Genomic DNA, 25571 nt, shown 5'->3' on the forward strand with positions numbered 1-25571 from the left:
TCAGTTTATGCGTTGCGCCATGCTGCAATAAAGCTAATAGCAGATAAGGCTATTGCAATGCTTGCAGCTACTAAATCGTGCTGTAAATAACAAAGTGTTGCCATAATCATTGTAGCACTACCAAATAAACTCAATATTAAAGGTTTATGAGATACCTTTTGTTCTTGAGGTTGATGAGCGTGTGGTGCACGCTTTAAATTTTGGTAAATTAGATCAGGTAACTCAGGCATTTTTTCAGCCCAAAATGGCAAGTTAGCATACATTTGCTTCAGTACTGATAGCGGTCCAACTTGCTGCTTCACCCAATCTTCTAAAAAGGGTTTGGCTGTTTTCCATAAGTCGAGTTGCGGGTAAAGCTGACGCCCTAATCCTTCAACGTATAATAAGGTTTTTTGTAGCAATACTAATTGCGGTTGTACTTGCATGTTAAAACGACGTGCAGTATTAAATAGATTTACGAGCACGTGACCAAATGAAATTTCAGCCAAAGGTTTATTAAATATAGGCTCGCAAACTGTGCGAATCGCAAATTCAAATTCTTCAATGCTAGTATCTGGTGGTACCCAACCAGAATCTACGTGTAGCTGTGCAACTTGGCGATAATCACGATTAAAAAAGGCGATAAAGTTTTCAGCTAAATAGCGTTTATCTTCTTTGCTTAACGTACCAACTATACCGCAATCAATACCGATATACATTGGATTTTCAGGATGCTCGCGAGAGACGAATATATTACCAGGGTGCATGTCGGCATGAAAAAAGCTGTCTCTAAACACCTGCGTAAAAAACACTTCTACGCCGCGCTCAGCAAGTAATTTCATATTAGTGTCTTGCGCCAGTAATGCATCCGTATCAGACACAGGTATACCGTAAATACGCTCCATTACCAGCACATTGCTACGGCTGTAATCACTGTAAACTGCAGGGATATATAATGAATCAGAGCCTTCAAAATTGCGTTTTAGTTGAATCCCATTGGCACCTTCTCGCATTAAATCGAGCTCGTCTAGGAGTGTTTTTTTGTATTCTTTAACCACTTCAACGGGGCGTAGACGTTTTGATTCGTTATGGACTTTTGCAAGTACCTTAGCGAGCTTTTCCATTAACGCCAAGTCGGCATTAATTTGCTCGTAAATATTGGGTCTAATAACCTTAATTACTACATCTTGCTCAATGCTTTGCTCATCAATAAGCTTTGCTGTATGTACTTGCGCTATAGATGCAGAAGCTAGTGGAGTTTGTGAAAACTCACTAAACAACTCACTTATGTCGTTAATTTCTAGCGCTTTTTCTATAATTTTTTGTGCAAGTGCGCCTTCAAATGGCTGAACTTGATCTTGTAAAAACGCAAGCTCTAAAGCGATATCATGAGGGAGTAAGTCACGACGAGTTGAGAGCATTTGGCCAAATTTAATCCAAACAGGACCAAGCTCTTGTAGTGCCAAACGTAAGCGTAGCCCTGCAGGTTTTTCTTTGTGCTGATTACGCAGCCAAAACAAACTGCCACGAGCTACTCTACCAAACCAAGGGATCTTATGTTTTGGAATTAGCTCGTCTAACCCATAGCTAAGTAATGTTTTGGTGATGTTATACAAACGTGCAGTCGACACAAAAAATCCTTAGCGGGTGTTTGAAGGTGAAAAAGAGTTTAACAAGGTATTTATACGCTGCTCAACAGCAGCGACTTGGCCTTTGAGTTCTCTATTTTTTTGTTTAAATTGCTCAAGTTCTAATGGGTGAATAGTAATTGCGAGCTCATCTTGGCATAAACTTGTAAGCATTGTACTTATTTTAGTGTTGGTTTTGCTGCTCTTTTGTTTTAGTTTTTTTAAGTGCAGATATAACTGCTGAGCGGGGGTATCGCCAATGTATCTAGAGAGCTGTTCAGGCCAATCAATATCAATGCCTGAAAACGCATTGCTATAAGTTTGCGCAATATTTAAATCGCCTTGTAAGTCGAGCTTATCTTGGCGAATTAACTGGGTAAGCATAGCTGGGTTTTTAAGCGCTAAAAGCGTGTCTATGTCTGCGCTGATCATACAATCTGCGTTTTCATTATTTTGAGCACTGTATAAGTGTAATTGCTCAGCGCTATAAACAAGTTGGATGCTTTGTTGCCAATCTCTTACTTCAACCACTAAGCGCTGATGTTTAACGGCGCTTAGCTTTTGAGATAATTGTGGGTCAAGGCTAAGTGCTTGATTTAGTACTCGCTCAATAAGCGAAAGTACAAAATTAGGTAACATAAAAAATTCAGATGGCATTGCATCATTATTTTTTGTTATTTTCTCAAGCGCCATAACTGCTAGCCTTAATATTTAAAACCACGGTGCAGCGCAACAATTCCGCCTGTGAGGTTTTGGTATGTTGTTTGCTCAAAGCCTGCATCTTCCATCATCGCTTTTAGCGTGTCTTGATCTGGATGCATACGAATAGATTCAGCTAAATACTTATACGATTCACTGTCGTTAGCAACTAGCTTACCCATTGTAGGCAATAAATTAAATGAGTAAAAATCGTAAGCTTTACTAAGTACGTCATGCTCTGGTTTTGAAAACTCTAAAACAAGTAAACGACCACCTGGCTTTAAAATACGGTACATAGAGCGTAATGCTTTGTCTTTATCGGTAACGTTACGTAAGCCAAAGGCAATAGTGATCACATCAAAGCTATTATCTGGGAACGGTAGCATTTCTGCATTCATTTGTACGTAGTCGATATTGCCCACTAATCCAAGATTATGCAGTTTTTCACGACCAACTTTAAGCATAGATGAGTTTATATCACCCAAAACAACTTGACCCGTTTCGCCCACTAATTGGCTAAACTTTGCCGTTAAGTCGCCAGTGCCGCCGGCTAAATCGAGTACATGATGGCCTTTACGAACACCTGAGCTTGCAATAGTTTGACGTTTCCATAAACGATGCACACCAAAAGACATTAAATCATTCATTACATCGTATTTTGCAGCTACTGAGTGAAATACATCAGCAACCATAGAAGCTTTATCGTTCTCGGCTACTGTTTTATAACCAAAATGCGTGGTCTTTTGTTCGGTTTCGTTCATGATTAATCTCTATCGTGACAATAGAGGTTAGTGTACTTTATTGTACACAGTAGGTGCAATTTGAATATGATTTATCAGGTAATTTATTGCCCTGCAGTGTAACTACTTTGACCTAATGAACGTGCTTTAAAAGCCGCATGAGATGCTTTTTTTGCTAACTGATTAAAATCATCTTCTTGTTGATGCTGAGCAATTCCTAGTGATAAGCCAATACTTGGTAGCTTGATACCTGTTTTTGAACTAACAAAGCGTAGCTTTTCGACCCCATTTCGTACTTTTTCGGCAATAACATTAGCTGTATCTGGGTCTATGTCGGCGAGGAGAACAGTAAATTGATCTTTTGCTGTGCGACCAGGTAAGCCACTTTGAAAAACATATTTTTGCACTTGCTTAGCGACTTTACTCAAAATGACTTCACCAATAATATCACCATAATTTTTAGTAAAGTGATCAAGGTTGTCTATTTGAATCGCTATTGCGCAAATAGATTTTTGTTGATTAGTCCACACTTGGGTTTGTTGCGTTAAATAATGGCGCTTATAAAGCCCTGTTTGGCTATCAATAATATGCTGTTTACGAAGTTGAGTTAGCTGCTTTTGTGTTTTTTCGTGTAGTTGTTTGGCTTTGCTTAGTTCTTGCTTGAATTGCTTATGTTGGTTGAGTAATTCGGCGGTTTGATTATGAAGAACTTCAAGCGCTTGACGGCTTTGTTCTATGTTGTTCTCATCTAGCGAATGTACGCATTCGCTCACTTGACCCGCAAAGCGAATTATTTGCTTTTCAGTAGCTTGAGAATTTTGAGAAAGTGAGTTTATAACACCATCAACATTTTGAATCATGTTGACTTGCGCTTTGTGGCCAGTATTTAAAAACTCAGAATGTAGTTGTTCAATTAAAACGCTATCTATATTGTCTTCAACAGCGATAGCACGGTCTAAAGCTTTATTTAGCTTGAGATTAGTTTGACTGGTATAAGCATAAACAACTTGATAATTCAGCGGCGTAGGTGGGAGCGTATAGCGCTCTAAAAAAACACACACTTTGGTCATTTTTTCTTGTGCAATAGCCATGGAATCATGGAACATCATTTTAAATACCAACTAAGTACGCATAAGTGCAAATTTTAAAATATCTCATTCCATGAGGCGGTTATGCGTCCGAGCTTTTTATTATTTTTTTATACAGTAATCATTATCCGAGCTATTTAAAAGCAAAAACGATAGTTAGGGAACTTAAATTTTGCTTTAGCAGCTTAATCGCTGTTTTTCTCATCAATTAGGCTGGTTTTTACTTCATTTAATGTATGTAACGTATTAATACACTTGGTATAAGTAGGGATTATTACTATGAGGTTGGTCTCATTTACTTGCTATTTATTTACCCTACGATAGCTTTATGAAATTAATAACACTGCTAAGTTACATTATAATGAATCATTTTTTAATTAAGCCACTTCGCCAATCTTTATTTGGTATCACGGTTTTGTGCTCACTAAGTGCATGCCAAATGACCATGCAAAATTCAGATCAACAATTTACTAAAGTAGCGCAAAGTATTGTTGATTATAGAGAAAGCATTAACCCTTACGATAGTGTAGGTGGTGTTGAAGGTTATTTATTACCAAATTTATCCCCTGAATTTTTAGCGCAAGAATATAAAAATAAAACGCGATTACTTGCTGAATTAGACACTATTAATATTGAAAAGCTAAGCGACGAAAATCAAATTAACTTCGATATTATTCGAGCTCAAGTACAAAACAGTGTCGATGAATATGTATTTAATGCGCACTATATGCCGCTCACCTCTGAATATGGGTTCCATTCTGGTTTGTCGTACATAATAAATAGTTCTCAATATAAAAACCCGGAAGACTATCAAGTGTATCTTGCACGATTGGCGCAAGCTCCACGCTTTTTTGAGCAAAACATGTATTGGATGAAAAAAGGGCTTGAGACAGGGCTTACTCAACCTAAAGCTGTGTTGGAAGGTTATGAAGATTCAATTAATGCCTACATTGTTGACGATGTAACTACGTCTGAATTTTATAAACCTTTTTTAACTAATACAGCGGGTTTAAGTGAAAGTGAATTTAAAGCACTACAACAAAAAGCTAAAAATATTATAAAAGAAGAGGTTATAAAATCTTATAAAGATTATTTAGCGTTTTTTACGCAGCAATATCGACCTGGTGCACGTACAAGTATTGGTATATCAGATACACCTAATGGCGAAGCGTTTTATAAAAATAGAGCTAAGTACTACACCACTACCGACATGACACCTAAAGAGATTCACGAACTTGGCTTAAAAGAAGTTGCGCGAATTCGTAGTGAAATGGAAAATGTAATAGCAGAGGTAGGTTTTAAAGGCACGTTTGCCGAATTTATTCACTTTTTACGCACTGATCCACAATTTTACGCCACAACACCAGAGCAACTTTTAAAAGAAGCATCTTATATTGCTAAAAAAATGGATGCACAACTGCCTAAGTTATTTCATACCTTACCACGCAAACCTTATGGTGTAGCACCTGTACCGGCTAGTATTGCACCTAAATACACAACCGGTCGATATTCAGGCTCTAATCGAGATGATGAAGCAGGGTATTATTGGGTAAATACTTACGCTTTAGATAAGCGCCCTTTGTATGTTTTAGAAGCATTAACGCTGCACGAAGCCGTGCCTGGCCATCATTTACAAATATCACTTAATGCAGAGCTTGAAAATCTGCCTAGTTATCGTCGTGATGCTTACCTCTCGGCATTTGGCGAAGGTTGGGGGCTTTACTCTGAATATTTAGGTTTAGAAGCCGGCTTTTATCAAGACCCATATAGCCGTTTTGGTCGTTTAACGTATGAAATGTGGCGAGCAGCGCGTTTAGTTGTTGATACAGGTATGCATATGTATGGCTGGAGTCGCGAGCGTGCCATGAACTTTATGAGCGAAAATACAGCGCTTTCGTTGCATAACGTTAAAACCGAAACCGATCGTTATATTACATGGCCTGCACAGGCGCTTTCGTACAAAATAGGTGAGCTTACTATTAAGCGTTTACGCATTGAAGCAGAGCAAGCGCTAGGAAAAAGCTTTGATATTCGTGAATTTCATCATCAAATATTACGCCATGGTTCAGTGCCTTTATCGGTACTTGAAACGCAAGTGCGTTTATATATAAAAGCAGAGTTAGCTAAACAACAGAATTAGATATAAGGCAGTTAAAGCCTTGAACAAATAAAAGTGTTATGTCATTTTGGTGGTATAGCACTTTTTTATTTTAAAAACAGTCATCAAGGGGCCTTGGGTGAGTAATTTTATAATGTTTAGTATTGATGTATTTGCAAGTATGTTTATTGTTGTTTTAGGGTTATTGGTTTTAATCGTTGTCGTTTTTTATATTCGAGATGTAACACAAACCAAGCATGCAATTAGACGTAATTACCCTGTTATTGGTCGCTTTCGATATTTTTTTGAACGCCAAGGTGAGTTTTTTAGACAGTACTTTTTTGCTCAAGATAGAGAAGAAATGCCGTTTAACCGCGCTGAGCGTAGTTGGGTTTATCGTGCAGCAAAAGATGTTGACCGTACGGCTGCATTTGGCTCCACGCAAAGCTTAGAAGTAACAGGTACGGTTATGTTTATGAACTGTGCATTTCCTACTTTAGACGAAGAAGCGCTCGACCCGAGTAATGTTACTTTGGGTCCATACTGTAAAACACCTTACACGACCAACTCGTTATTCAATGTATCTGGTATGAGTTTTGGTGCGCTTTCAAAGCCAGCTGTACGAGCCTTATCAAAAGGGGCAAAACTAGCGGGTTGTTGGATGAACACCGGTGAAGGGGGATTAAGTCCTTATCATTTAGAAGGTGGTGCCGATTTAGTGTTTCAGATTGGTACAGCTAAATATGGTGCACGAGACGAGCATGGAAATTTAAGTACCGAAAAGCTAAAAGAAATAGCGGCTCACGAACAAGTAAAAATGTTTGAACTTAAAATGAGCCAAGGTGCAAAACCAGGTAAAGGCGGTATGTTACCAGGGCGCAAAGTTAACGCCGAAATAGCTAAAATTAGGGGCATACCAGAAGGACAAGATTCTATTAGCCCCAATGGTCATCCTGAAATTAAAAACCCAGCCGATATTCTCGATATGATTGCCACTGTGCGTAACGCGACAGGTAAACCTACAGGGTTTAAAGCCGTTATTGGTGCTTACGGATGGTTAGAAACGTTGTTCGCTGAAATAAACCACCGTGGTATAGAGTCCGCGCCTGACTTTATTACCATAGATAGTGCTGATGGTGGTACGGGCGCAGCACCACAACCGCTTATGGATTCAGTGGGTTTACCACTGCGCGAAAGTTTACCGCTTGTAGTTAATATGCTTGAAAAACATGGGCTGCGAGATCGTATTAAAATAATCGCCTCAGGTAAATTAATTGTTCCTTCAAAGGTGGCTTGGGCGTTAGCGTTGGGCGCTGATTTTGTTGTATCGGCTCGAGGGCATATGTTTGCACTGGGCTGTATTCAGGCAATGCAATGTAATAAAGATACTTGTCCAACCGGGATCACTACGCATAACGAGCGTTTGCAACGCGGCTTAAATGTAGCTGATAAAGCGCAACGAGTAGCTAACTATAATAAATACATTCATTACGGAGCTGGGCTAATAGCCCATTCTTGTGGTGTGACTAGTGCACGCGAATTAAAACGTGAACATGTACGTATAGTGCAAGAAAGTGGTTTATCAGAACCGCTCGATAAAATTTACGAAAACTATAAGTAAGTTTTTAACTAATTAAAAAAGGCGCTAATAGCGCCTTTTTTAATGTTTTTTAATTTAATTGGCTTATTAATAAACTAAAAAATGCTTCTTTGTTGTTGCACGTGTGGGCATTCAAAATAAGTTGCTCGCCTAGTGCTAATGTTTGTTTTTGCACTATAAGACGCGCCTTATCATCAATACTATCTATATCGGTTACATGTGCCAGCCCTATGGTGCGCCTAATTAACTCAGCACCACAGTAACCAATGGCGTCTTGTAATACGCCTTTTATAAAGTATTCATCGTAGCCTGTAACTTTTAGCGAATTATCAGTAGTGTGCTCATTTATAAGCGTAAGCCAATGCTGTTCAAATAAGGTATAGCATTCAACAAGGGTGCTTAATAAGTGGGTTTGGTAATTACGACGAGCCACAAAATCTTCAATATGCCCGTATTGTGCGCAGTAATTTAAAAGTAAATTGCCAATAAAAGAGCCAATATCGAACCCAGCAGGACCAAAAAAACCAAACTCAGGATCGATCATCTTTGTATTATTACAATCAACAAAAATACTGCCGCTATGCATATCACCATGAAGTAATGTTTGCGGGTTAGATAAAAAATTAGCTTTTAGTTTTGCTATTTCTAATTTTAATGCGCTGTTTTTGTGTATTGCATCAACTTCGCTTTGTAGTTGCTTTGGATAGTTATTGCGTTCGTGCTCAATGTACGGATCGCTAAAAAATAAGTCTTCAGTGATTTGGCAAAGCTCAGGGTTAGTAAATTGGCTAACTAGCGCTTTTTTAGTTTGTGCGGTTAAATAAAAATCTGAATTATAAAAACCAGTATGGCTTAAGTAGGTAGCTACGTGCTGCGCTAATTTAGGAAATTGCTCAGCATTATTTTGTGCAGTTCGCAGTATTTGTAAATTACCTAAATCTTCTAAAATAGTCAGTGCTTGCATTTCACTATAATGTAAAACCCTAGCAGTATAAGTTGGGCAAATAGCGCCATGATTAAGCAAAACTTGTGCTTCTATACGAGCTCTATCAAGCGTTAATGGCCACGACTCACCCACGCAACGCGCGTAAGGCAGAGCTTGCTTTAAAATAACACTATTGTTTTGCTCATCAGTAATTCTAAATACTAAATTAAGATTGCCATCACCAAACTCATATGCCGATAAGGCTTGTCCGGGAGCAAAAAAATTACATTGTTTAGATTCAATTAATGTCGATACATAATCGATAGCGCGCTGTGCATTAAAAGCAACATAGTTAGTCATGGTTTAAATCTCAAAAATCAGCTTTTAAGCATTCTATACCTTTAAATGTTTAGATGTCTACAAGTCCAACTTGAGAGTTATTCAAAGTGGTGTAAAATAACGTTACGCATTTTTAATACCTTAAGCATTATGCAAAATTTAATCGCAAGCAGTTTAAAATATGAAAACGGGTCGCTTAGTGTGCTCGACCAATATTTACTACCTCACCAGCAGGTATGGCATCAATGCCATGATGTAGAAACCATGAAAGAGCTGATCATTAGTTTAAAAGTGCGTGGAGCTCCACTTATTGGTTTAAGTGCGAGCTTGCTAGTGGCGTATTTAGCTGAGCAAGGGGTAGTTAAAAGTGAGCTTGAAAAAGCAATCAACGAACTAGAAGCCACTCGCCCAACGGCGGTTAATTTAATGCATTGTATGGCGGCATTGCGTAAAGCTTTAACGCAAAGCGATTATGTTGCCGGTATTGTTACCACAGCCGAGCGGTTGTTTATTGAAGATATTGAGCTGTGTGAGCGAATGGCAAGCCGTGGCGCCGAACTTATAAATAGTGGCGACAACATATTAACCCATTGTAATACAGGGGCGCTTGCAACCGCTGGTATTGGTACTGCACTAGGTGTTATTTACAAAGCGCAGCAAAAATATGGCAACGTACATGTATGGGTTGATGAAACACGACCATTATTACAAGGCGGCCGCTTAACTGCCTTTGAGCTTGAGCGCTGGAAAATACCTTACACTCTAATTTGCGATAATATGGCGGCAAGTTTAATGGCTGCAGGTAAGGTGGATAAAATAGTGGTAGGGGCTGATCGTATTGCTGCCAATGGTGATTTTGCTAATAAAGTGGGTACCTATAATTTAGCCGTACTTGCGTATTTTCATAACATTCCATTTTATGTAGTTGCGCCTATTACCACGCTTGATACCAACACCGCGTGTGGTAATGATATAGAAATAGAGCAACGTAATCCTCAAGAAGTGCGCGGGGTTAGCGGTAGCTTTGGCGAGGCTTTATGGGCGCCCACTAATGCTAATGTATATAACCCAGCATTTGATATAACGCCGGCAAAGCTGGTCACAGGGTGGGTGTTAGACACCGGTGTTTATAACCAAAGTCAGGTAGAAAATGGCGAACTTATAAAGCTTAAGTAATTTCGTAATATCCTTGGTTCACATTATGTTTATTAGTGTGGACCAAGATTTGAATGAATGACCAACTTACGATAATAGGGGAAATTGCTCTGCAATAGACGAGTCAGTACTTTTTGCTACCCAGCCCTCTGTATTGTTAAATAAGCGAATGGCAGTAAACTCAGGGTCGCTTCCCATATCAAACCAATGCGGGGTAAGTTCAGGCACTGAAATTAAATCGCCTTGTTGGCAAAGTACCTGATAAACCTTATTGCCTAAATGTAGGCAAAATAACCCTTGGCCTTTTACAAAAAAACGTACTTCGTCTTCACTATGAGTATGTTCAAATAAAAACTTTTTGCGCAGCTCTGATGAGGCAGGATTACCTTTAGCTAGAGATATAACGTCTACTGTTTGATAGCCATTTTCAGTTTTTAACCGATCTATATCGTTTTTGTACGCACTAATAATTTGCTCATGGGTGGTGTGCTCATTAATATCTGCATTTGCTTGCCACTGTTCAAAACGTACGTTTACTTTAGCTAGTTGCTTTGCAATATCATCAGCATTTGATGTGCTTACAAGTGCTTTGTTTGCATCGTTGTCGGCATATATTGTTAATTGGCTCATACTAATTGCTCCAATTTAAATTGGCTAAAGTCATTAATATAAGGGTGTGCTTTAGTGCTTGCTTGCCCATCACGAATTAAATGTAGTGTTTTTAAGCCCGCAGCCTGCGCGGCATCAAGCTCGCCGGCTACATCACTTAAAAAGAGTATTTCTGCTGCTTTAAACGGTAACAGATCAACAATAGTGTTATAGGCTATTTGCTCTTGTTTTGCGCCAACTTTGGTGTCAAAAAAGTCAGTAAATAAGCTGCGAATGTCGCCATAATCACTGTATTTAAAAAGTAGCTGCTGCGCTTTTACCGACCCTGACGAGTACACATATAAAGTAATATCGTTGTTGTGTTGAGCTTGTAAAAAATCAAATGCATCTGGGTATAAATGCCCTTTAAAATCACCGTGTTCATACCCTGTTTGCCAAATTAAGCCTTGTAACTGCTTAAGTGGAGTGATTTTTTTATCTTCATCAATCCAGGTAAGTAAGGTGGTAATGACTTCTTCTATATCGGCGTTTGGCTTTTCGATAAAGGTTTTTACGGCATTAATTTGCTCGGCTACATCAGGCTTATTAGCATTGGCACGTACAAAGGTAGGTAACTGTTTTGCTGCGTAAGGAAACAACACCTCTTTAACAAACGAGATACGGGTTATTGTGCCTTCGATGTCGGTTAAAATGGCTTTAATCATTTAGTTACTCCCGCTTGAATACCTATTATTTTTAGGCGCTCTAGTTCGCAGCTAAATAAAAACTCTAAGGCTTCTAAGTGGCGACGAACTTCATCAATATTGCGCCCTACAGCATATAAGCCATGACCACGTATAAGTACGCCATGTTCTATAGGTGTATGTAAATGATGGTCACTGACCAGCAGGCTTAATCGGTCAATATCTTGATCGTTATCGAAAATAGGAATGCTCAGCGTTTCTAAATGCGAAGTAAAGCCGCCCAGTGCTTTTTGCATTTCATAGCCTGTTAAATCAAGCTGATGCCTTTGGGTAATTTGCGACAGTACGGTGGCGGCTACAGAATGAGTATGCAAAACACACTGTGCATCAGGTATAAGCTGATACAAACTTAGGTGTAATTGTGTTTCTGCCGATGGCTTTACAGCTCCTGCTAGGCGCTCGCCTTGGTGATCTAATTGCAAAAAATGCTCTTGCGTCAGTGAGCCTTTATCGTGCCCACTTGCTGTAACAACAAAGCCAGTGCTAGTACGAGCTGAAAAGTTTCCACCTGTTGCGGGTACCCAGCCTTTTTGGCTAACCCATTTTCCGGCTTCAATAAGTTGTGAAATAGCGGTATTGTTTTGCATACATTCCTCACTAATGAGCGTAAAGTTAATTGTTTTTAGACGGCTATACTTCTGTTTTAAGCAATGATAGCATCGCTTTAAGCGCAAAACCATCATTAAGGGCATCACGTGTTTGAAAGTAAATTACCAAATTTAGGCGTTAGTATATTTAGCCAAATGAGCGGGTTGGCTAATGAGTTTTCGGCAATTAATCTCTCTCAAGGCTTTCCTGAGTTTGATGCTCCTGATCTTTTAAAAACGCAGTTAAATTATTACGTGCAGCAGGGCGTTAATCAATATTCACCTTCAAGTGGTGTACCACGATTACAGCAACAAATTGCTGATTTAGCAAAGCGCAAATATGCAGCTGATATGAACGCAGCTGATCAAGTGACTGTTACCTCGGGTGCAACAGAGGCATTGTTTGTGGCTATTCAAACAATTGTGCGCCCAAGTGATGAAGTGATTGTATTTGACCCTGCATATGACTCTTACCAACCCGCAATTGAACTTGCTGGTGGAAAGTCGGTACACATTGCTTTAAGTGCGCCAAATTACACTATTGATTGGCAAGTAGTAAGCCAAGCAATTACTAAAAATACCCGTGCAATTATTATAAATACGCCTCATAACCCAAGCGGTAAAATATTACAGCCACAAGATATAAAAGAGCTTAAAGAGTTAGTTGGTACTCACAATTTGTATGTAATAAGCGATGAGGTATATGAGCACATTACGTTTGATGAACAACCGCATTTAAGCGTATTACGCGATGATGAATTATTTGCCAAAAGCTTTGTTATATCGAGTTTTGGTAAAACGTTTCACAGTACGGGCTGGAAAATGGGTTACTGTATTGCACCTGCCGATTTAGCTGTCGAATTTAGAAAAATTCATCAGTACGTTACGTTTTCAAGTTTTACCCCCGCACAGCATGCGCTTGCCGATATGCTCGAGCAGCAAGGCGAGCATATAGATGAGCTAAGTGGGTTTTATCAGCAAAAACGCGACTTATTAGCGAGCCATTTAAGTAATAGTCGTTTTAAAATTTTACCTAGCCAAGGCACTTACTTTTTATTATTAGATTACAGTGATGTATCGGATTTAAACGATGTTGAATTTTGCCATTGGTTAGTTGAGCAAGCAGGTGTGGCGGCTATTCCGTTAAGTGTGTTTTATCAAAAACCACCAACCGATAAAGTAATTCGCTTATGCTTTGCTAAAAACGACAACACTCTCATAGAGGCTGCGCAAATATTATGTCAACTTTAACCATTACAGCATTGCAAAGCTCGCTTTATTGGCTTGATAAAGACGCTAATTTAGCCATGTTTAATAAACAGCTTGACGCAATTACGCATCAGCCCGATCTTATTTTACTGCCAGAAACATTCTCGACTGGCTTTGCTATTAATTTAGATTGTGCAGAGCCCGAAAATGGTAAAGTACTGACGTGGTTAAAAGCGCAGGCTCATAAACATAATGCGGTTATTGCGGGTTCGGTACTTGTTGCACAAGGCGATAAAAAAGCAAATCGGTTTTATTGGGTAAAACCCGATGGAGAGGTGAGTTATTACGATAAGCGCCATTTATTTCGCTTAGGCAGTGAGGGCGACTACGTTGTAGCGGGGCAAGAGCGCAAAGTTTTTGAAATCAACGGTTTTAAACTATTACCGCAGGTATGTTACGACCTGCGCTTTCCGGTATTTCAACGTAATAATAACGACTACGATGTAATGATAAACGTAGCAAATTGGCCTGCTGTGCGCCGCCATATTTGGGATACGTTACTTATGGCGCGTGCAATGGAAAACCTATGCTACGTAGTAGGCGTTAATCGCGTGGGGGAAGACGGCAATGGTGTGGCGCACAATGGCGGTACCGCAGTATACGACTTTAAAGGCGATGCATTAACTAAAGCGCAAGATAACACCGAGCAGCTAGTTACAATAACACTTGAAAAAGCACCACTGGATGAGTTTAAAGCAGCGTTTCCTGCCTATTTAGATGCAGACCCTTTTACATTAATATAGATACGTTAATTTAGCGCAGAGCCAATAAAGTGTTAAAATAGCCGCTGATATTTTTGTTGGCGGCTAATATACATTATGAATACTTTAATCACTCCTGTAATTTTAGCTGGTGGCATAGGCTCTCGCTTGTGGCCGCTTTCTCGCCAAGCAATGCCTAAACAATTTTTACCACTACTAAATGAAAACACGTCATTACTGCAAAGTACATTGGCGCGTGTTTCTAATGAGTTGTTTGATAATGCTATTTTAGTGTGTAACGAGCAGCACCGATTTATTGCCGCCGAGCAAGCTGCAAGCTCAATTCCTACTGCATTATTACTCGAACCCAAAGGTAAAAATACCGCTCCTGCCATCGCATTAGCCGCCCACTATGCACTGCAAAATGGGATTACCGGCCCGCTATTAGTGATGCCTGCCGATCATCATATTAAAAACTTTGATGTATTAACAGCTAAGCTCCCTGAAGCTGTAAAACTTGCTGAACAAGGAAAGCTAGTTACGTTTTCGATTACTCCTACAGAGGCGCATACTGGCTATGGTTATATAAAACAAGGCGCGGCTATTGCCGGAACGGGTTGTTACGATGTAGCTCAATTTAAAGAAAAGCCTGACGTAGATACAGCGAACCGTTATTTAACCCAAGGTGGTTATAGCTGGAATAGCGGCATGTTTTTATTTACCCCCGCAGTCTATTTAAAAGAGCTCGAGCGGTTTGCGCCAAAAATAGCAACGAGTGTTGCTGCAGCGGCGCAATTTACTAAAGATTTAGGGTTTACCCGCCCAAGCAACAGTGCGCTTGAGCACTGCCCAAGCGATTCAATTGATTACGCCATTTTAGAGCGCAGTAATAACGTAGTTGTTATGCCTGTTGATTTAAAATGGAGTGATGTAGGTAGTTTTTCATCCCTTGATGCGCTTACAAAAAAAGATAAAAGCGGTAATAGTTTAAACGCTAATTATATGGCTCAAAAAAGTACTAATAACTTAGTTATTAACGAGGCTGAACACACTATTGCCACGCTTGGAGTAAGCAATTTAGCAATTATTCATACTCATGATGCCACGTTAATTGCAAACCAAAATGAGCTAGATTCTCTGCCTTTGTTGCTTAAGAAAATTGCTACAACACAGGCTGATAAACTTAATCATCATCAAGTGGTTTTTCGCCCGTGGGGGAATTACCGTACTTTGGTTGAAGGCATTGGCTTTAAAGTTAAGAAAATTACTGTTAACAGCGGTGCTAAGCTTTCGACGCAGCGCCATCAGCATCGTGCTGAACATTGGGTTGTGGTTTCGGGTATTGCAGATGTGTGTATTAATGAGCAAGCGCATACGCTAACGCACGACCAATCGTGTTATATCGCCGCAAAACAAATTCATAGCTTGGCTAATAATCAAAAAGAGCCGTTAATTGTCATTGAAGTGCAAACCGGTGCTGTACTTGATGAAAGCGATATAGAGCGATTTGATGATAAATATGGAAGAGGCTAATAATTAGCTATTTTTAAAGCTAATTCACTATTACTCTAACTGCCCACGCACAAACTTTAAATATTGCTCTAAGCTGCGTTGCCACAGATCTAACGCTTCATCAAGCATATCGTTGTGTGGCTTTTTATCGAGTAAGCGGCGCTCTATTTTTTTAAGCTCAATACCATAGCGATTAAAACCAAGTTGCAGAGCGGTACTTGCTTGGCGATGTAAAAGCTTAATGCATTGCTCTGGTTGTTGATCAATAAGCTTTTGACAGCGAATTAGCTTGTTACGCGCCGAAAGCACAAACTCATTATAAATCGACGATACTTCATCTTCACTAAACGAGCTGGTGAGTGTTTCGGCCGCTGTTTTGTCATACAACGTATCAATAAGCTCTACTGCAATACTCGCAGTTTGATTAGATTGAGAGTCGCTAAGTGCTTGGCGAAGCTTTTCGTGCTTAATAGGCTTGCCTACAATGTCTTTTATTCCTAATTCTAAATACTCTTTTACTTCGTCAGGGCTAAGGCTTGCAGTAAATGCGAGTACTGGAGTTCGTTGATTTTTATGATCAATGCGTTTTAGACGTTTAAGTACTTCTTGGCCTGTTAAATCAGGTAGGTTCATATCAAGCAAAACAACATCGAAGTGGTGAGCTTGCATGAGCTCTATGGCGCTTTTCCCATCTTTTGCGAGCTTAATTTTGTGCTCATCGTCGGCCATAAATTCTATAGCAATTTTTTGATTTAAATCTAAATCTTCAACCAGTAGTACATCAAGACCTGTTAAGTAATCTTTAGTTTGATGGCGCTGCTCTACAAGGCTTAATTCACCTAAAGTAAAAGTAACGGTAAAGCTAAATACACTACCAGTACCAAGCTGGCTGGCTATTTCGAGTCGGCTACTGAGCTTTTCAAGCAGGCGACTGGTAATAGCTAAACCAAGGCCGGTTCCTCCTTTCTCTTTTCCTGCACTACTTTGTACATAAGGTTCTGTTAAGTAGGCTATCTCATCATTTTCTATACCTGGCCCTGAATCTTTTACACTAATTTTTATAGTGTGCTCAAGTTGCTTTTCTAATACTAAATCAACCTGAATTTTAACGGTTCCGTGGTCTGTAAACTTAATGGCATTACCCACTAAATTAATAATTATTTGCCTAAGTTTTTGCTGGTCGCAGTAATAACAGGCTTGCTCAGGAATATTACATATTAGTTCAAACTTGAGTTGCTTTTGCTCGGCGAGAGGACTGAGTAATAAGCATAAATTATTAAGCCATGTTTTAAACTCTACATCTTCTTCGTAAAGCGCTTCGTCACTTTGATCTAGACTCGCGTAATCAAGGACCTTATCTACCAATAAGTTAAGTGATTCGGCAGAATTTATAATCGCTTCGCAATAGGCTTTATTGCGGGTATCACTTGTTTGGTTCATAACAAGTTGGGCGCTGCCTAAAATACCGTTTAGCGGGGTGCGAATTTCGTGGCTTATAGTTGATAAAAAGAGCCCGCGTATTTCTAAATCTTTTTGTGCTTTATCGGCTAATTTATTGAGGTGCTGCTCTCTGCGCTCATTACATAATAACGCCATACCTGCAGCATAAAACATGGGAGCAATTACGCCATTTAAAAATAATAATGAGCTAAACCAGCCGTTTACTAAAAGATTTTTTTGTTCAATGTTATCCATAAATAACGAGCGGCCAATAAAGCTTAAAGCAACAAGCGTTAAAATGGTTATGTATACAATGCTGCCATTAGGATAGGGTTTGCGTGCACACTTAATAAATATAAACAGTAAAAAACCGGCTTCTGCTATGTGTTGTATATCGGATGCAATCACTCTTTCGTGTAGAGATGGGTCAAAAAAGGTGTAATAGCCAAGCATTACAGTGCAAAAAGCGGTCACTGAGCAGAGTAATTTAAAACCAATACCGCGATAATTTAAAAACTGACTAAGTGAAAGGCAGTGCACTATTGATGCGGCAAACATCATGCTACTGGCAGCGCTAATAATTACTAAATTATGTGTATCACCAACAAGAGTAAAGCCAATAACAGAGCCTAATAGCAATATGGGATAGAAAATGTATAGCAGCGTGCCCGATATTTGTTTGTTTGTTCGCCATGTCAAAAAGTTAAGTAAGGTCATTACGACCATGATGGCGATGCTGGCAAAGTAAAGAGTGAAGGAGTCGAGCATTAATATTCCAGCAAAGTAGCTATTAAACTAAAGTTATCAAAAGTATACACTTATACCAATCCTCAAAACAGATTACTTAATTAAGCTAATTGTTATTAGATAAGTATATAGCACATACAAAAACAGACACCTAAGTGTCTGCTTTTAAATTTAAACTAAATATTTGATTAACGAATTTCATCAGGGATATTTTGTTGTGCCCACGATAGAAGTTCAATACGGTTACGACATTTAGTTTTTCTAAATGCGCTGTATAAATGTGTTTTAACAGTGTGTGGACTAATACTTAAATCTTCTGCGATCTCTTTATTTTTCGAGCCTTTACTCATTAGTGAGATTATTGCTTTTTCTCGCTTAGTAAGTTTAACAGGCTCAATATCACCTTCGGTTAGTTTATGCAGCGCATCTTTATTAAATTGCAGCATACGATTTAATGCATTACACATAATATCGCGACGGTACCAAAGTTGATCTTCAAGTAGTAAGCGAATACCTTTCATTAATACATCGGCGTTATCTGTTGTGTAAAATACGCCACGAATACCGCTTAACAATGCACGATTAGCAAGTTCAGGGTTTTCGTCTAAATTAAATAATATGATATCGCATTTAATACGTAGGTTTACTAGTTGTTCTTTTAGTTTTCCCCATGCATCCTTGCTTGATGTTTCAATAAACAAAAGTCGAGTCCCTTCAGGTATGTCTAAAATATTAGTACCTGTGGTTACGTCAAGGCCTTGCGTTTTTAACAAAGGTTCTAAAACGTTAATACCAATAGTGTTAATTGGCTCTTGATCTAATAACAAAAAGGCTGAACTGCTCATGTTTTTTATACTCTTTTATAAAGCTGACTGACTAAGTTTACCACGACTTCCACACCTTTTGTATTAGAAAATCGCTGATGTACTCAATAACAAATACGATATTACGATTATTTAAACACAAAATGTTGCAAATAAGTAACTATTTATTCTTTATAACTATGAAAAATCATAACATTTGTAACTAATTAATTGAGTGGAACAATTTAATAAAAACTTTTAATTATTTTACTTTTTTTACATTTTGATAAGGTGGCCAGCCCATTTCTTTACCGCCAAGCATGTGTAAATGTATGTGATAAACAGTTTGCCCACCATGTTCGTTACAGTTCATAACTACGCGGTATCCGTCCTCAGCAAAATTATATTGCTTAGCTAACTTAGCTGCAACTACGTATAAGTTGCCTACTAAATGTGAGTTTTCAGGATTTATATCATTTATAGTAGCAATTGCTTTTTTTGGGATAATTAACACATGAAATGGCGCTTGTGGGTTTATATCTTTAAATGCGAGAGTGTTTTCATCTTCGTAAATAATATCTGCTGGAATTTCACGATTAATGATTTTGGTAAAAATAGTTTCTTGGCTCATAGTGTGTTCCTAATTAAGTGTTGTGAATTTTAAGCTCACTAATGACAAACTTTCAAAGCAGTGTCAAACTGAAATCAAATAAAGGAGTTAATATGCTTAAACCAATTTTAATAAGTAGTGCAGTTGCATTACTACTTAGTTTTTCGGCTAATGCTGAGAATATTCACTTTCCAGAAGAATTTGTACCACTGCAAGTGGGCGATAAAATGCTAGAAAGCTCTTTGTTTAGTCGTATTGATGATGTAGAGCTTGCCCCCGGAACTTATCAGCTTAGGCTAAAGTACACCGATTTATATGAAGATGATTATGACACGCACGAAGTTGTGGAGTCGGAACCATTTTGGGTAAGTGTAACTGTTGAAGCAGGTAAAGATTATACCTTAGTGTTTAATCGTGCTGAAAATGCAGTATCTGCAAAAGTATTTGCAGAAGCACCACAAGTGAGTTTAAAAGCAAAAAGTAGCGCTGTTGCTAAGCCTTTAAGTGTTATTTCTAACACGCAACTAGCAAGCAATAAACCGGTAATGCAAAATACAATGCCTGCAGGACCTTCACGTCCTAGTCAGCCAATAAAGCCGATAGCACCAATTACAGGTAAAGGCATGCCAAGTGCGCCGCAAATGCTTGATTTTTGGTGGCAACAAGCCACAACTGCAGAGCGTAAAGCTTTTTTAGAAAAAGTAACAAAGTAAAATAACAGAAAAACAAAAGGGCCAAATTTGGCCCTTTTTAGTTTCTAGTTAACGCTATTTATTCAAATAATGCGTCAATAGTACCTTGCGCAAGAGGGTGATACCCAGGGCGTGCTTTTAAGTACACGCTTTGTGCCCAGTCTTTTTTACCGTTAGTGATAAGTGATTTATATAACGGCACAATTAACTTACGACGGCCAATACCTGATAAGTGCTTATTAAGCGCAGGATAAATTGGTTGATAACCATTACCTACTGCTAGCATAAACCAAGCAAACGCACGTTCAGCGTTAGTTGATTGCGTTAGGTTAAATTCACTATCAAGCTCGCTCATTTTCTCTATGCTTAAATCGCGTGGTAAGTTATTTAAAAAGTGTAGCCACTCATGCACAGACCAATCAGCCGTTGGTAGTTGAGTTGCTGTTGTGTCGCCTTTCAACCATGCTGCTGTTGCAGTATCTACTTTATCAAATGCATCAGACGTAGGATTTGGCGCATCACTTGGTAAGCCAGGCTCAAAAATCCATTCGTTTACTTTATCCATACTTACAACATCAGGGTACTTCTCAATTAAGTTAGCTTTTAAGTAAGTAACAAATTGCGCGGTAGTAAGTGATTTAAACGAAAATTCTTTAAAGTATGCTTTTACGAACGGGTCAAACTTATCGCGGCCATATTTATTTTCTAGATAGATTAAAAATAACTGACCTTTAGTGTAAGGCACTGAGCTAAACGCATCGTCTGGGTCGCGGCCATTAAGTTTTAAATTAAGGCGTGTATCTGGTGCATCAATTGTTTTAATTTGTGCGCGTAAAGACGCTGAATCAAGTGCTTGTTCCATAACCGCACGGTCACGACCAAATACTTCTTCCATAATGCGGTTTTCAACGTACGAGGTAAAACCTTCGTTTAACCATAAATCTTCCCACGTTGCGTTAGTTACTAAGTTACCTGACCAAGAATGAGCAAGCTCATGGGCAATAAGGTTAACTAAGCTTTTATCACCGGCAACAACCGTTGGGGTTATAAATGATAAGCGTGGGTTTTCCATGCCACCAAACGGAAAACTTGGCGGTAGCATTAATAAGTCGTAGCGACCCCATGCATATTCGCCGTACATAGCGTTTGTTTTGTCGATCATGGCTTGGGTGTCGTCAAATTCAGCAACTGAGGCATCTAAAATTGTAGGCTCTGCAAATATGCCCGTTTGGTGCGACATTGCTTTAAATTCTAAGTTACCTGCGCCAATAGCAATTAGGTAAGGTGAAATTGCTTGTGGCATATCAAAAATGTAGTCGCCATCTTTATAAAGCGCATCTTTGTTATCGGCACTCATTACAGCACGTATATCTTTTGGTGTATGAATTCGTGCAGAGTAAGTTACACGCATTGCGGGTGTATCTTGCACTGGGATCCAACTACGTGCATGAATTGCTTGCGATTGGCTGTACATAAATGGATGCGTTTTACTTGCCGTTTGCTCTGGTGTTAACCATTGCAGGCCAGATGCTTCTGGACGACTGTTGTAGTAAATACGAACTAATTCAGCTTGGTTTTTAAACTTAATAGTAAGCTTTGAACCTTTAACGTCATCTCGCTTAGCTAAATCAAAAGTCGCCTTTTTCCAGTTACCACTTTGATCTTTGTACATTACTTTATCAATGTCTAAGTCGCGGGTATCAAGTACCAGAGTTCTACTTTTGCTGTTGTTCCACTGAAGAGTATGCTCCACAAAACCTTCTAACTGCTTGTCGGCAAAGTCGACATCTAAATCAAGGTTTAAGTGAGTAGTAACAACATCATCAAGGTTAGCATACGAGTTTTGGTCAATCGCATTAGCCATTGCTTGCGAACACATACCCGCCATAGCGAGGCTTAAAAAAAGAGGTTTAATTTTCATCATTACTCTGAACACAAATAAAAAAGTGCTGGTTTTATATCACGATTGACACGGTGGGTTGAGTGATTTTTACAATCTAGTGCCACATTTGCGACGATGAGGTAAACTATTGCGATTAGTTACCGGTATTTTTAGAGAGCTTTGTGGCGCATTCATTACACTCCTTACATACATTCGCATTAAACAGCCAATGCCAAAATTTTGTTGAAATTACTCAGCTTGAGCAACTTAAAACGCAAAGTTTTAGTGCACCGTTTTGTTTGCTAGGCGAGGGCAGTAATACCGTATTTTTAAATGACTACATGGGTACGGTTATAAAAATAGCCTTAAAAGGCATTAAAATTACCGAGCGTGGGAGCGACACACTAATAAGTATTGCTGCAGGCGAGAACTGGCATCAACTAGTCAGTTATTTATTAGAGGAAAATATACCCGGGCTTGAAAATCTAGCACTTATACCGGGCACTGTTGGCGCATCACCGGTACAAAATATTGGTGCTTATGGCGTTGAGATAGCTAAATTTGTCGAGTTGGTAGAATACTTCGATATAACCACTAAAACGATGCACTCACTAAATAACGAGCAATGTGAATTTGCTTACAGAGACTCAATATTTAAAAATGCTCTCAAAAATAAAGCGGTGATCACGCAAGTGCATTTAGCGCTCCCAAAAAAATGGCAACCAGTATTAAGTTATGGCCCTTTGCAGCAGCTAGATATTATTACTCCGCAAGCAGTATTCGATCAGGTTATGAAAACGCGTAATAGCAAATTACCTAACCCATATACACTTGCCAATGCGGGTAGCTTTTTTAAAAACCCAATAATAACCAACCAGCAGTTAGCTGAGCTATTAAAGGAATTTGCAGATTTACCTCATTACGAATATGGACAAAGCCATCACAAGGTCGCAGCAGGTTGGCTAATCGATAAAAGTGGTTTAAAGGGGCACCGCGAGGCCGGTATCGAAGTGCATCAACAACAAGCATTAGTACTTGTTAATCACGGAAATAGTGAAGGTATCGACCTAATAAAAATGATTAAACACATTCAGCAAGTGGTTTATACGCGTTACAGCATTATGCTAGAACACGAAGTGCGTTTAATAGATGCGCGCAGCGAATGCCATATTAACGCGGAGCCTGAGCAATGAAAGCACCTGATGGAAACAAACTCGCTATTTTAAATGCACTTAACCAAGGGGGCTTTGTATCTGGCCAAGCCTTGGGTGAAAAGCTAGGAATTAGCCGAGCTGCGGTGAGTAAACATATCAAAACGTTACAAGAAATGGGCTTGGATATTTTTAAAGTGACTGGCAAAGGCTACTGTTTGAATAGTCAGGTGGGCCTTTTAAATAAAACACAAATTGATCAGCACTACAAAGCGCTAGGTGCTAATACTGCCGATGTAGAAGTACACCCTATTATTGATTCGACCAACAGCGAGCTTATGCGCCGTATACAGGCTAAAACAGCGCTTGAGTCTGGCACTGTTATTGTTGCTGAAATGCAGCAAGCAGGGCGTGGCCGACGCGGCCGTGTTTGGCAATCCCCATTTGGCGCTAATTTGTATTACAGTTACTTTTGGCGTTTAGATGACGGTCTTCAAGCTGCAATGGGTGTATCAATTGCGGTAGGCCTTGCTGTTTATGATGCAATTAAAGCGTTATACCAAATTGACGTAGAGCTTAAATGGCCTAACGATATTTATATAAATAAACAAAAACTTGCAGGTGTATTGGTTGAATTAGATGGTCAACCGCAAGGACCTTGTCAGTTAGTGATTGGTATAGGTATTAATTTACAAATGCCTGAGAGTTTTAGCCAACATATAGACCAAGCGTGGACCGACTTAAATCAACATACTCAAAAGCTTGATAAAAACCAGCTGGTGGCGTCACTTACTTATCATTTAGAGCAGCGTTTAGTGCAGTATCGTCAAACTGGCTTACAAGATATGTATGAGCAATGGAATTCGCTTAATGCGTTTGCTGGCGATTATGTTGAGCTAAATACAGGGCACCGAAGCTGGCGTGGAATATGCGAAGGTATTGACCCACAAGGTGGAATACGAATTCGCCAAGATGGTGAAGTAAAAAGTTATTACGGTGGGGAAGTCTCCCTCAGAAAGGCGCAAGTATGAGATTACTGATCGACGTAGGAAATACATCACTAAAAGCTGTGCTGTGGCATAACGAGCAAGCACAACCAGCAGATATAAATAACCTACCTTGGTTGCAAATAACCGAAGTGATTTATGCATGCGTAGGGCGCAGTGATTTACTAAACGATATTCTCGCGCAAGCGGCTAGTAATAATATTACTTGCTTTGAGGCCAAGGTAACCAAAACGCTTGGAGATCTTGTATGCGCTTACGAGCATGTGGGTAACTTAGGCATAGACAGGTGGCTTGCGCTTATTGCAGGCTTTACGTTATATCCAAACACAGCATGTATTGTTGTTGATGCGGGTACTGCGACAACAATTGATGTGCTCAATAGTGAAGGCCTACACTTAGGTGGCTGGATTTTACCTGGGCTTGATTTAATGACCTCATCGCTTACACAAAACACCCAACGTGTTTTTGATGACGGTAAAACACCGTTTACTAATGAATTGGGTAAAAACACGCCAAATGGTTTAAAAAACGGTGCCTTAGTGGCAACCATCGGGGCAATTGAGCAAGCTAAGCTGAATTTAACGGCTCAAAAAACAGAACAAGCAACACAAATTATTTTTGCTGGTGGCTATGGCTCACTATTGCAGCAGCAATTTGCAGGAAGTATTTTTGATTCATTACTCGTAATGAAGGGATTGAATTATTGGTACGAATTAACCGAAACAGTATAAAAAAGTGCAAAAAACGCATTTTCGCGTGAATATTGAGCATTTAAACTAAAAATTTACACTTTTTTTAATTTTATTGTTGCATCCCAATAAACCTTACTCTAATATCTCGCCCCGTACTAAAGCAGTGCCGACTTAGCTCAGCTGGTAGAGCAACTGACTTGTAATCAGTAGGTCAACCGTTCGACTCGGTTAGTCGGCACCACTTTCCTTTTACCGGAAGTGAATTAGTAGAGAATTATCGTGGAGGGGTTCCCGAGCGGCCAAAGGGATCAGACTGTAAATCTGACGGCTCAGCCTTCGCTGGTTCGAATCCAGCTCCCTCCACCACTTTATTCTTGACGGTTAGAGGTAGTTTAAGAACAGATTTTTATGCGGGCATCGTATAATGGCTATTACCTCAGCCTTCCAAGCTGATGATGCGGGTTCGATTCCCGCTGCCCGCTCCAGTTCTTGTGTTGCTGATATAGCTCAGTTGGTAGAGCGCACCCTTGGTAAGGGTGAGGTCGGCAGTTCGACTCTGCCTATCAGCACCAGTCCTAAGAATCTCCTTGATTACTTCCTTTATCTGTCAGAAAATACTATTTGAAAAAATTAACTTAATCTACCTCTGGTGGATTATTTTCATATGTAATTTAGATACACAAAACTGATAGGTTCCGTCATGGCAAAAGAAAAGTTTGAACGCGTAAAACCGCACGTAAACGTTGGTACAATTGGCCACGTTGACCACGGTAAAACTACACTAACTGCAGCAATCACTAACGTACTTGCAAAAGTATACGGCGGTGTTGCTAAAGATTTCGCATCAATCGACAACGCTCCTGAAGAGCGCGAAC

23 protein-coding genes and 4 tRNA genes are annotated in these 25571 nt (G+C 39.4%); 15 read left to right on the plus strand and 12 right to left on the minus strand.

Annotation, left to right across the window (positions count from 1 at the left end; all coding sequences use genetic code 11):
- Positions 1-5: 5 nt before the first annotated feature.
- From ubiB to I6E70_RS15275, 4 genes are all read right to left on the minus strand, one after another.
- Positions 6-1610 carry a ubiquinone biosynthesis regulatory protein kinase UbiB gene (gene ubiB / locus I6E70_RS15260; protein WP_197103482.1) on the minus strand — a complete coding sequence of 535 codons (1605 nt, stop codon included), beginning with the start codon at positions 1608-1610 and terminating at the stop codon, positions 6-8.
- A gap of 9 nt (positions 1611-1619) precedes the next feature.
- On the minus strand, positions 1620-2300 hold the full coding sequence (locus I6E70_RS15265) for a ubiquinone biosynthesis accessory factor UbiJ (protein ID WP_121953988.1): 681 nt from the start codon (positions 2298-2300) through the stop codon (positions 1620-1622).
- A gap of 11 nt (positions 2301-2311) precedes the next feature.
- Positions 2312-3067, minus strand: a complete 756-nt coding sequence (gene ubiE / locus I6E70_RS15270; RefSeq protein ID WP_024589468.1) for a bifunctional demethylmenaquinone methyltransferase/2-methoxy-6-polyprenyl-1,4-benzoquinol methylase UbiE — start codon at positions 3065-3067, stop codon at positions 2312-2314.
- A gap of 83 nt (positions 3068-3150) precedes the next feature.
- Positions 3151-4137 carry a GGDEF domain-containing protein gene (locus I6E70_RS15275; RefSeq protein WP_197189066.1) on the minus strand — a complete coding sequence of 329 codons (987 nt, stop codon included), beginning with the start codon at positions 4135-4137 and terminating at the stop codon, positions 3151-3153.
- 358 nt (positions 4138-4495) lie between these two features.
- Between I6E70_RS15275 and I6E70_RS15280 the strand changes: the two genes are divergently transcribed.
- Together I6E70_RS15280 and I6E70_RS15285 are read left to right on the plus strand one after the other, a co-directional pair.
- The gene (locus I6E70_RS15280; protein ID WP_197189054.1) at positions 4496-6274 is read left to right on the plus strand and encodes a DUF885 domain-containing protein; all 1779 of its coding nucleotides are present in this window, start codon (positions 4496-4498) and stop codon (positions 6272-6274) included.
- A gap of 112 nt (positions 6275-6386) precedes the next feature.
- Complete coding sequence (locus I6E70_RS15285; RefSeq protein WP_007579865.1) at positions 6387-7853, plus strand: FMN-binding glutamate synthase family protein; 1467 nt, start codon at positions 6387-6389, stop codon at positions 7851-7853.
- Between the two features lie 49 nt (positions 7854-7902).
- Here the strand turns inward: I6E70_RS15285 and mtnK are convergent, their stop codons facing one another.
- Positions 7903-9117, minus strand: a complete 1215-nt coding sequence (gene mtnK, locus I6E70_RS15290) for an S-methyl-5-thioribose kinase (RefSeq protein WP_197189055.1) — start codon at positions 9115-9117, stop codon at positions 7903-7905.
- A gap of 129 nt (positions 9118-9246) precedes the next feature.
- Between mtnK and mtnA the strand changes: the two genes are divergently transcribed.
- Positions 9247-10272 carry an S-methyl-5-thioribose-1-phosphate isomerase gene (gene mtnA, locus I6E70_RS15295; RefSeq protein ID WP_197189056.1) on the plus strand — a complete coding sequence of 342 codons (1026 nt, stop codon included), beginning with the start codon at positions 9247-9249 and terminating at the stop codon, positions 10270-10272.
- A 66-nt stretch (positions 10273-10338) separates the two neighbouring features.
- Here mtnA and I6E70_RS15300 read toward each other — a convergent pair whose 3' ends face one another.
- The 3 genes from I6E70_RS15300 to I6E70_RS15310 are packed head-to-tail and all read right to left on the minus strand — an operon-like array spanning position 10339 to position 12190.
- A complete protein-coding gene (locus I6E70_RS15300; protein WP_197189057.1) occupies positions 10339-10881 on the minus strand; it encodes a 1,2-dihydroxy-3-keto-5-methylthiopentene dioxygenase in 543 nt (180 codons plus the stop codon).
- On the minus strand, positions 10878-11564 hold the full coding sequence (gene mtnC / locus I6E70_RS15305) for an acireductone synthase (RefSeq protein ID WP_197189058.1): 687 nt from the start codon (positions 11562-11564) through the stop codon (positions 10878-10880). Before mtnC ends, I6E70_RS15300 begins: the two co-directional genes overlap by 4 nt.
- Complete coding sequence (locus I6E70_RS15310) at positions 11561-12190, minus strand: methylthioribulose 1-phosphate dehydratase (RefSeq protein WP_197189059.1); 630 nt, start codon at positions 12188-12190, stop codon at positions 11561-11563. The genes mtnC and I6E70_RS15310 overlap by 4 nt, the downstream gene beginning before the upstream one ends.
- A gap of 108 nt (positions 12191-12298) precedes the next feature.
- Here I6E70_RS15310 and I6E70_RS15315 point away from each other — a divergent pair, with 108 nt between their 5' ends.
- From I6E70_RS15315 to I6E70_RS15325, 3 genes are all read left to right on the plus strand, one after another.
- Positions 12299-13441 carry a methionine aminotransferase gene (locus tag I6E70_RS15315; protein WP_197189060.1) on the plus strand — a complete coding sequence of 381 codons (1143 nt, stop codon included), beginning with the start codon at positions 12299-12301 and terminating at the stop codon, positions 13439-13441.
- On the plus strand, positions 13429-14202 hold the full coding sequence (locus I6E70_RS15320; protein ID WP_197189061.1) for an amidohydrolase: 774 nt from the start codon (positions 13429-13431) through the stop codon (positions 14200-14202). The genes I6E70_RS15315 and I6E70_RS15320 overlap by 13 nt, the downstream gene beginning before the upstream one ends.
- 75 nt (positions 14203-14277) lie before the next feature.
- Positions 14278-15693, plus strand: coding sequence for a mannose-1-phosphate guanylyltransferase/mannose-6-phosphate isomerase (locus I6E70_RS15325; RefSeq protein ID WP_197189062.1), 1416 nt, complete (start codon positions 14278-14280; stop codon positions 15691-15693).
- A 30-nt stretch (positions 15694-15723) separates the two neighbouring features.
- Here I6E70_RS15325 and I6E70_RS15330 read toward each other — a convergent pair whose 3' ends face one another.
- The 3 genes from I6E70_RS15330 to I6E70_RS15340 all read right to left on the minus strand — a co-directional run bounded on the left by I6E70_RS15330 (position 15724) and on the right by I6E70_RS15340 (position 19293).
- Entirely contained in the window at positions 15724-17880 is a 2157-nt protein-coding gene (locus I6E70_RS15330; protein WP_024589456.1) for a response regulator, read from the minus strand.
- Positions 17881-18047: 167 nt separating this feature from the next.
- Entirely contained in the window at positions 18048-18704 is a 657-nt protein-coding gene (locus tag I6E70_RS15335; protein ID WP_004334929.1) for a helix-turn-helix transcriptional regulator, read from the minus strand.
- 220 nt (positions 18705-18924) lie between these two features.
- On the minus strand, positions 18925-19293 hold the full coding sequence (locus I6E70_RS15340) for a histidine triad nucleotide-binding protein (protein ID WP_197189063.1): 369 nt from the start codon (positions 19291-19293) through the stop codon (positions 18925-18927).
- A 92-nt stretch (positions 19294-19385) separates the two neighbouring features.
- On the opposite strand from I6E70_RS15340, the gene I6E70_RS15345 reads away from it, so the two are divergent.
- Positions 19386-19985 carry a DUF2057 domain-containing protein gene (locus I6E70_RS15345; protein WP_197118394.1) on the plus strand — a complete coding sequence of 200 codons (600 nt, stop codon included), beginning with the start codon at positions 19386-19388 and terminating at the stop codon, positions 19983-19985.
- 58 nt (positions 19986-20043) lie between these two features.
- Here the strand turns inward: I6E70_RS15345 and I6E70_RS15350 are convergent, their stop codons facing one another.
- On the minus strand, positions 20044-21885 hold the full coding sequence (locus tag I6E70_RS15350; RefSeq protein WP_197189064.1) for a M1 family metallopeptidase: 1842 nt from the start codon (positions 21883-21885) through the stop codon (positions 20044-20046).
- Between the two features lie 143 nt (positions 21886-22028).
- Here I6E70_RS15350 and murB point away from each other — a divergent pair, with 143 nt between their 5' ends.
- The 8 genes from murB to I6E70_RS15390 all read left to right on the plus strand — a co-directional run.
- Positions 22029-23039: a UDP-N-acetylmuramate dehydrogenase gene (gene murB / locus I6E70_RS15355; RefSeq protein WP_197189065.1), complete on the plus strand. Its 1011-nt coding sequence runs from the start codon at positions 22029-22031 to the stop codon at positions 23037-23039.
- On the plus strand, positions 23036-24028 hold the full coding sequence (gene birA, locus I6E70_RS15360) for a bifunctional biotin--[acetyl-CoA-carboxylase] ligase/biotin operon repressor BirA (protein ID WP_007579893.1): 993 nt from the start codon (positions 23036-23038) through the stop codon (positions 24026-24028). Before murB ends, birA begins: the two co-directional genes overlap by 4 nt.
- Positions 24025-24735, plus strand: a complete 711-nt coding sequence (locus I6E70_RS15365; protein WP_165723033.1) for a type III pantothenate kinase — start codon at positions 24025-24027, stop codon at positions 24733-24735. The genes birA and I6E70_RS15365 overlap by 4 nt, the downstream gene beginning before the upstream one ends.
- Positions 24736-24861: 126 nt before the next feature.
- Positions 24862-24937, plus strand: a tRNA-Thr gene (locus tag I6E70_RS15370).
- 40 nt (positions 24938-24977) lie between these two features.
- Positions 24978-25062 (plus strand) — tRNA-Tyr (locus tag I6E70_RS15375).
- A gap of 44 nt (positions 25063-25106) precedes the next feature.
- Positions 25107-25181, plus strand: a tRNA-Gly gene (locus I6E70_RS15380).
- An 11-nt stretch (positions 25182-25192) separates the two neighbouring features.
- Positions 25193-25268 (plus strand) — tRNA-Thr (locus tag I6E70_RS15385).
- Between the two features lie 128 nt (positions 25269-25396).
- The coding region (locus I6E70_RS15390; protein WP_231616946.1) for a GTP-binding protein at positions 25397-25571 on the plus strand (175 nt) is incomplete at its 3' end.

It is taken from the genome of Pseudoalteromonas sp. NGC95 (assembly GCF_015864705.1).
In the GTDB taxonomy this organism is placed as follows: domain Bacteria; phylum Pseudomonadota; class Gammaproteobacteria; order Enterobacterales; family Alteromonadaceae; genus Pseudoalteromonas; species Pseudoalteromonas arctica.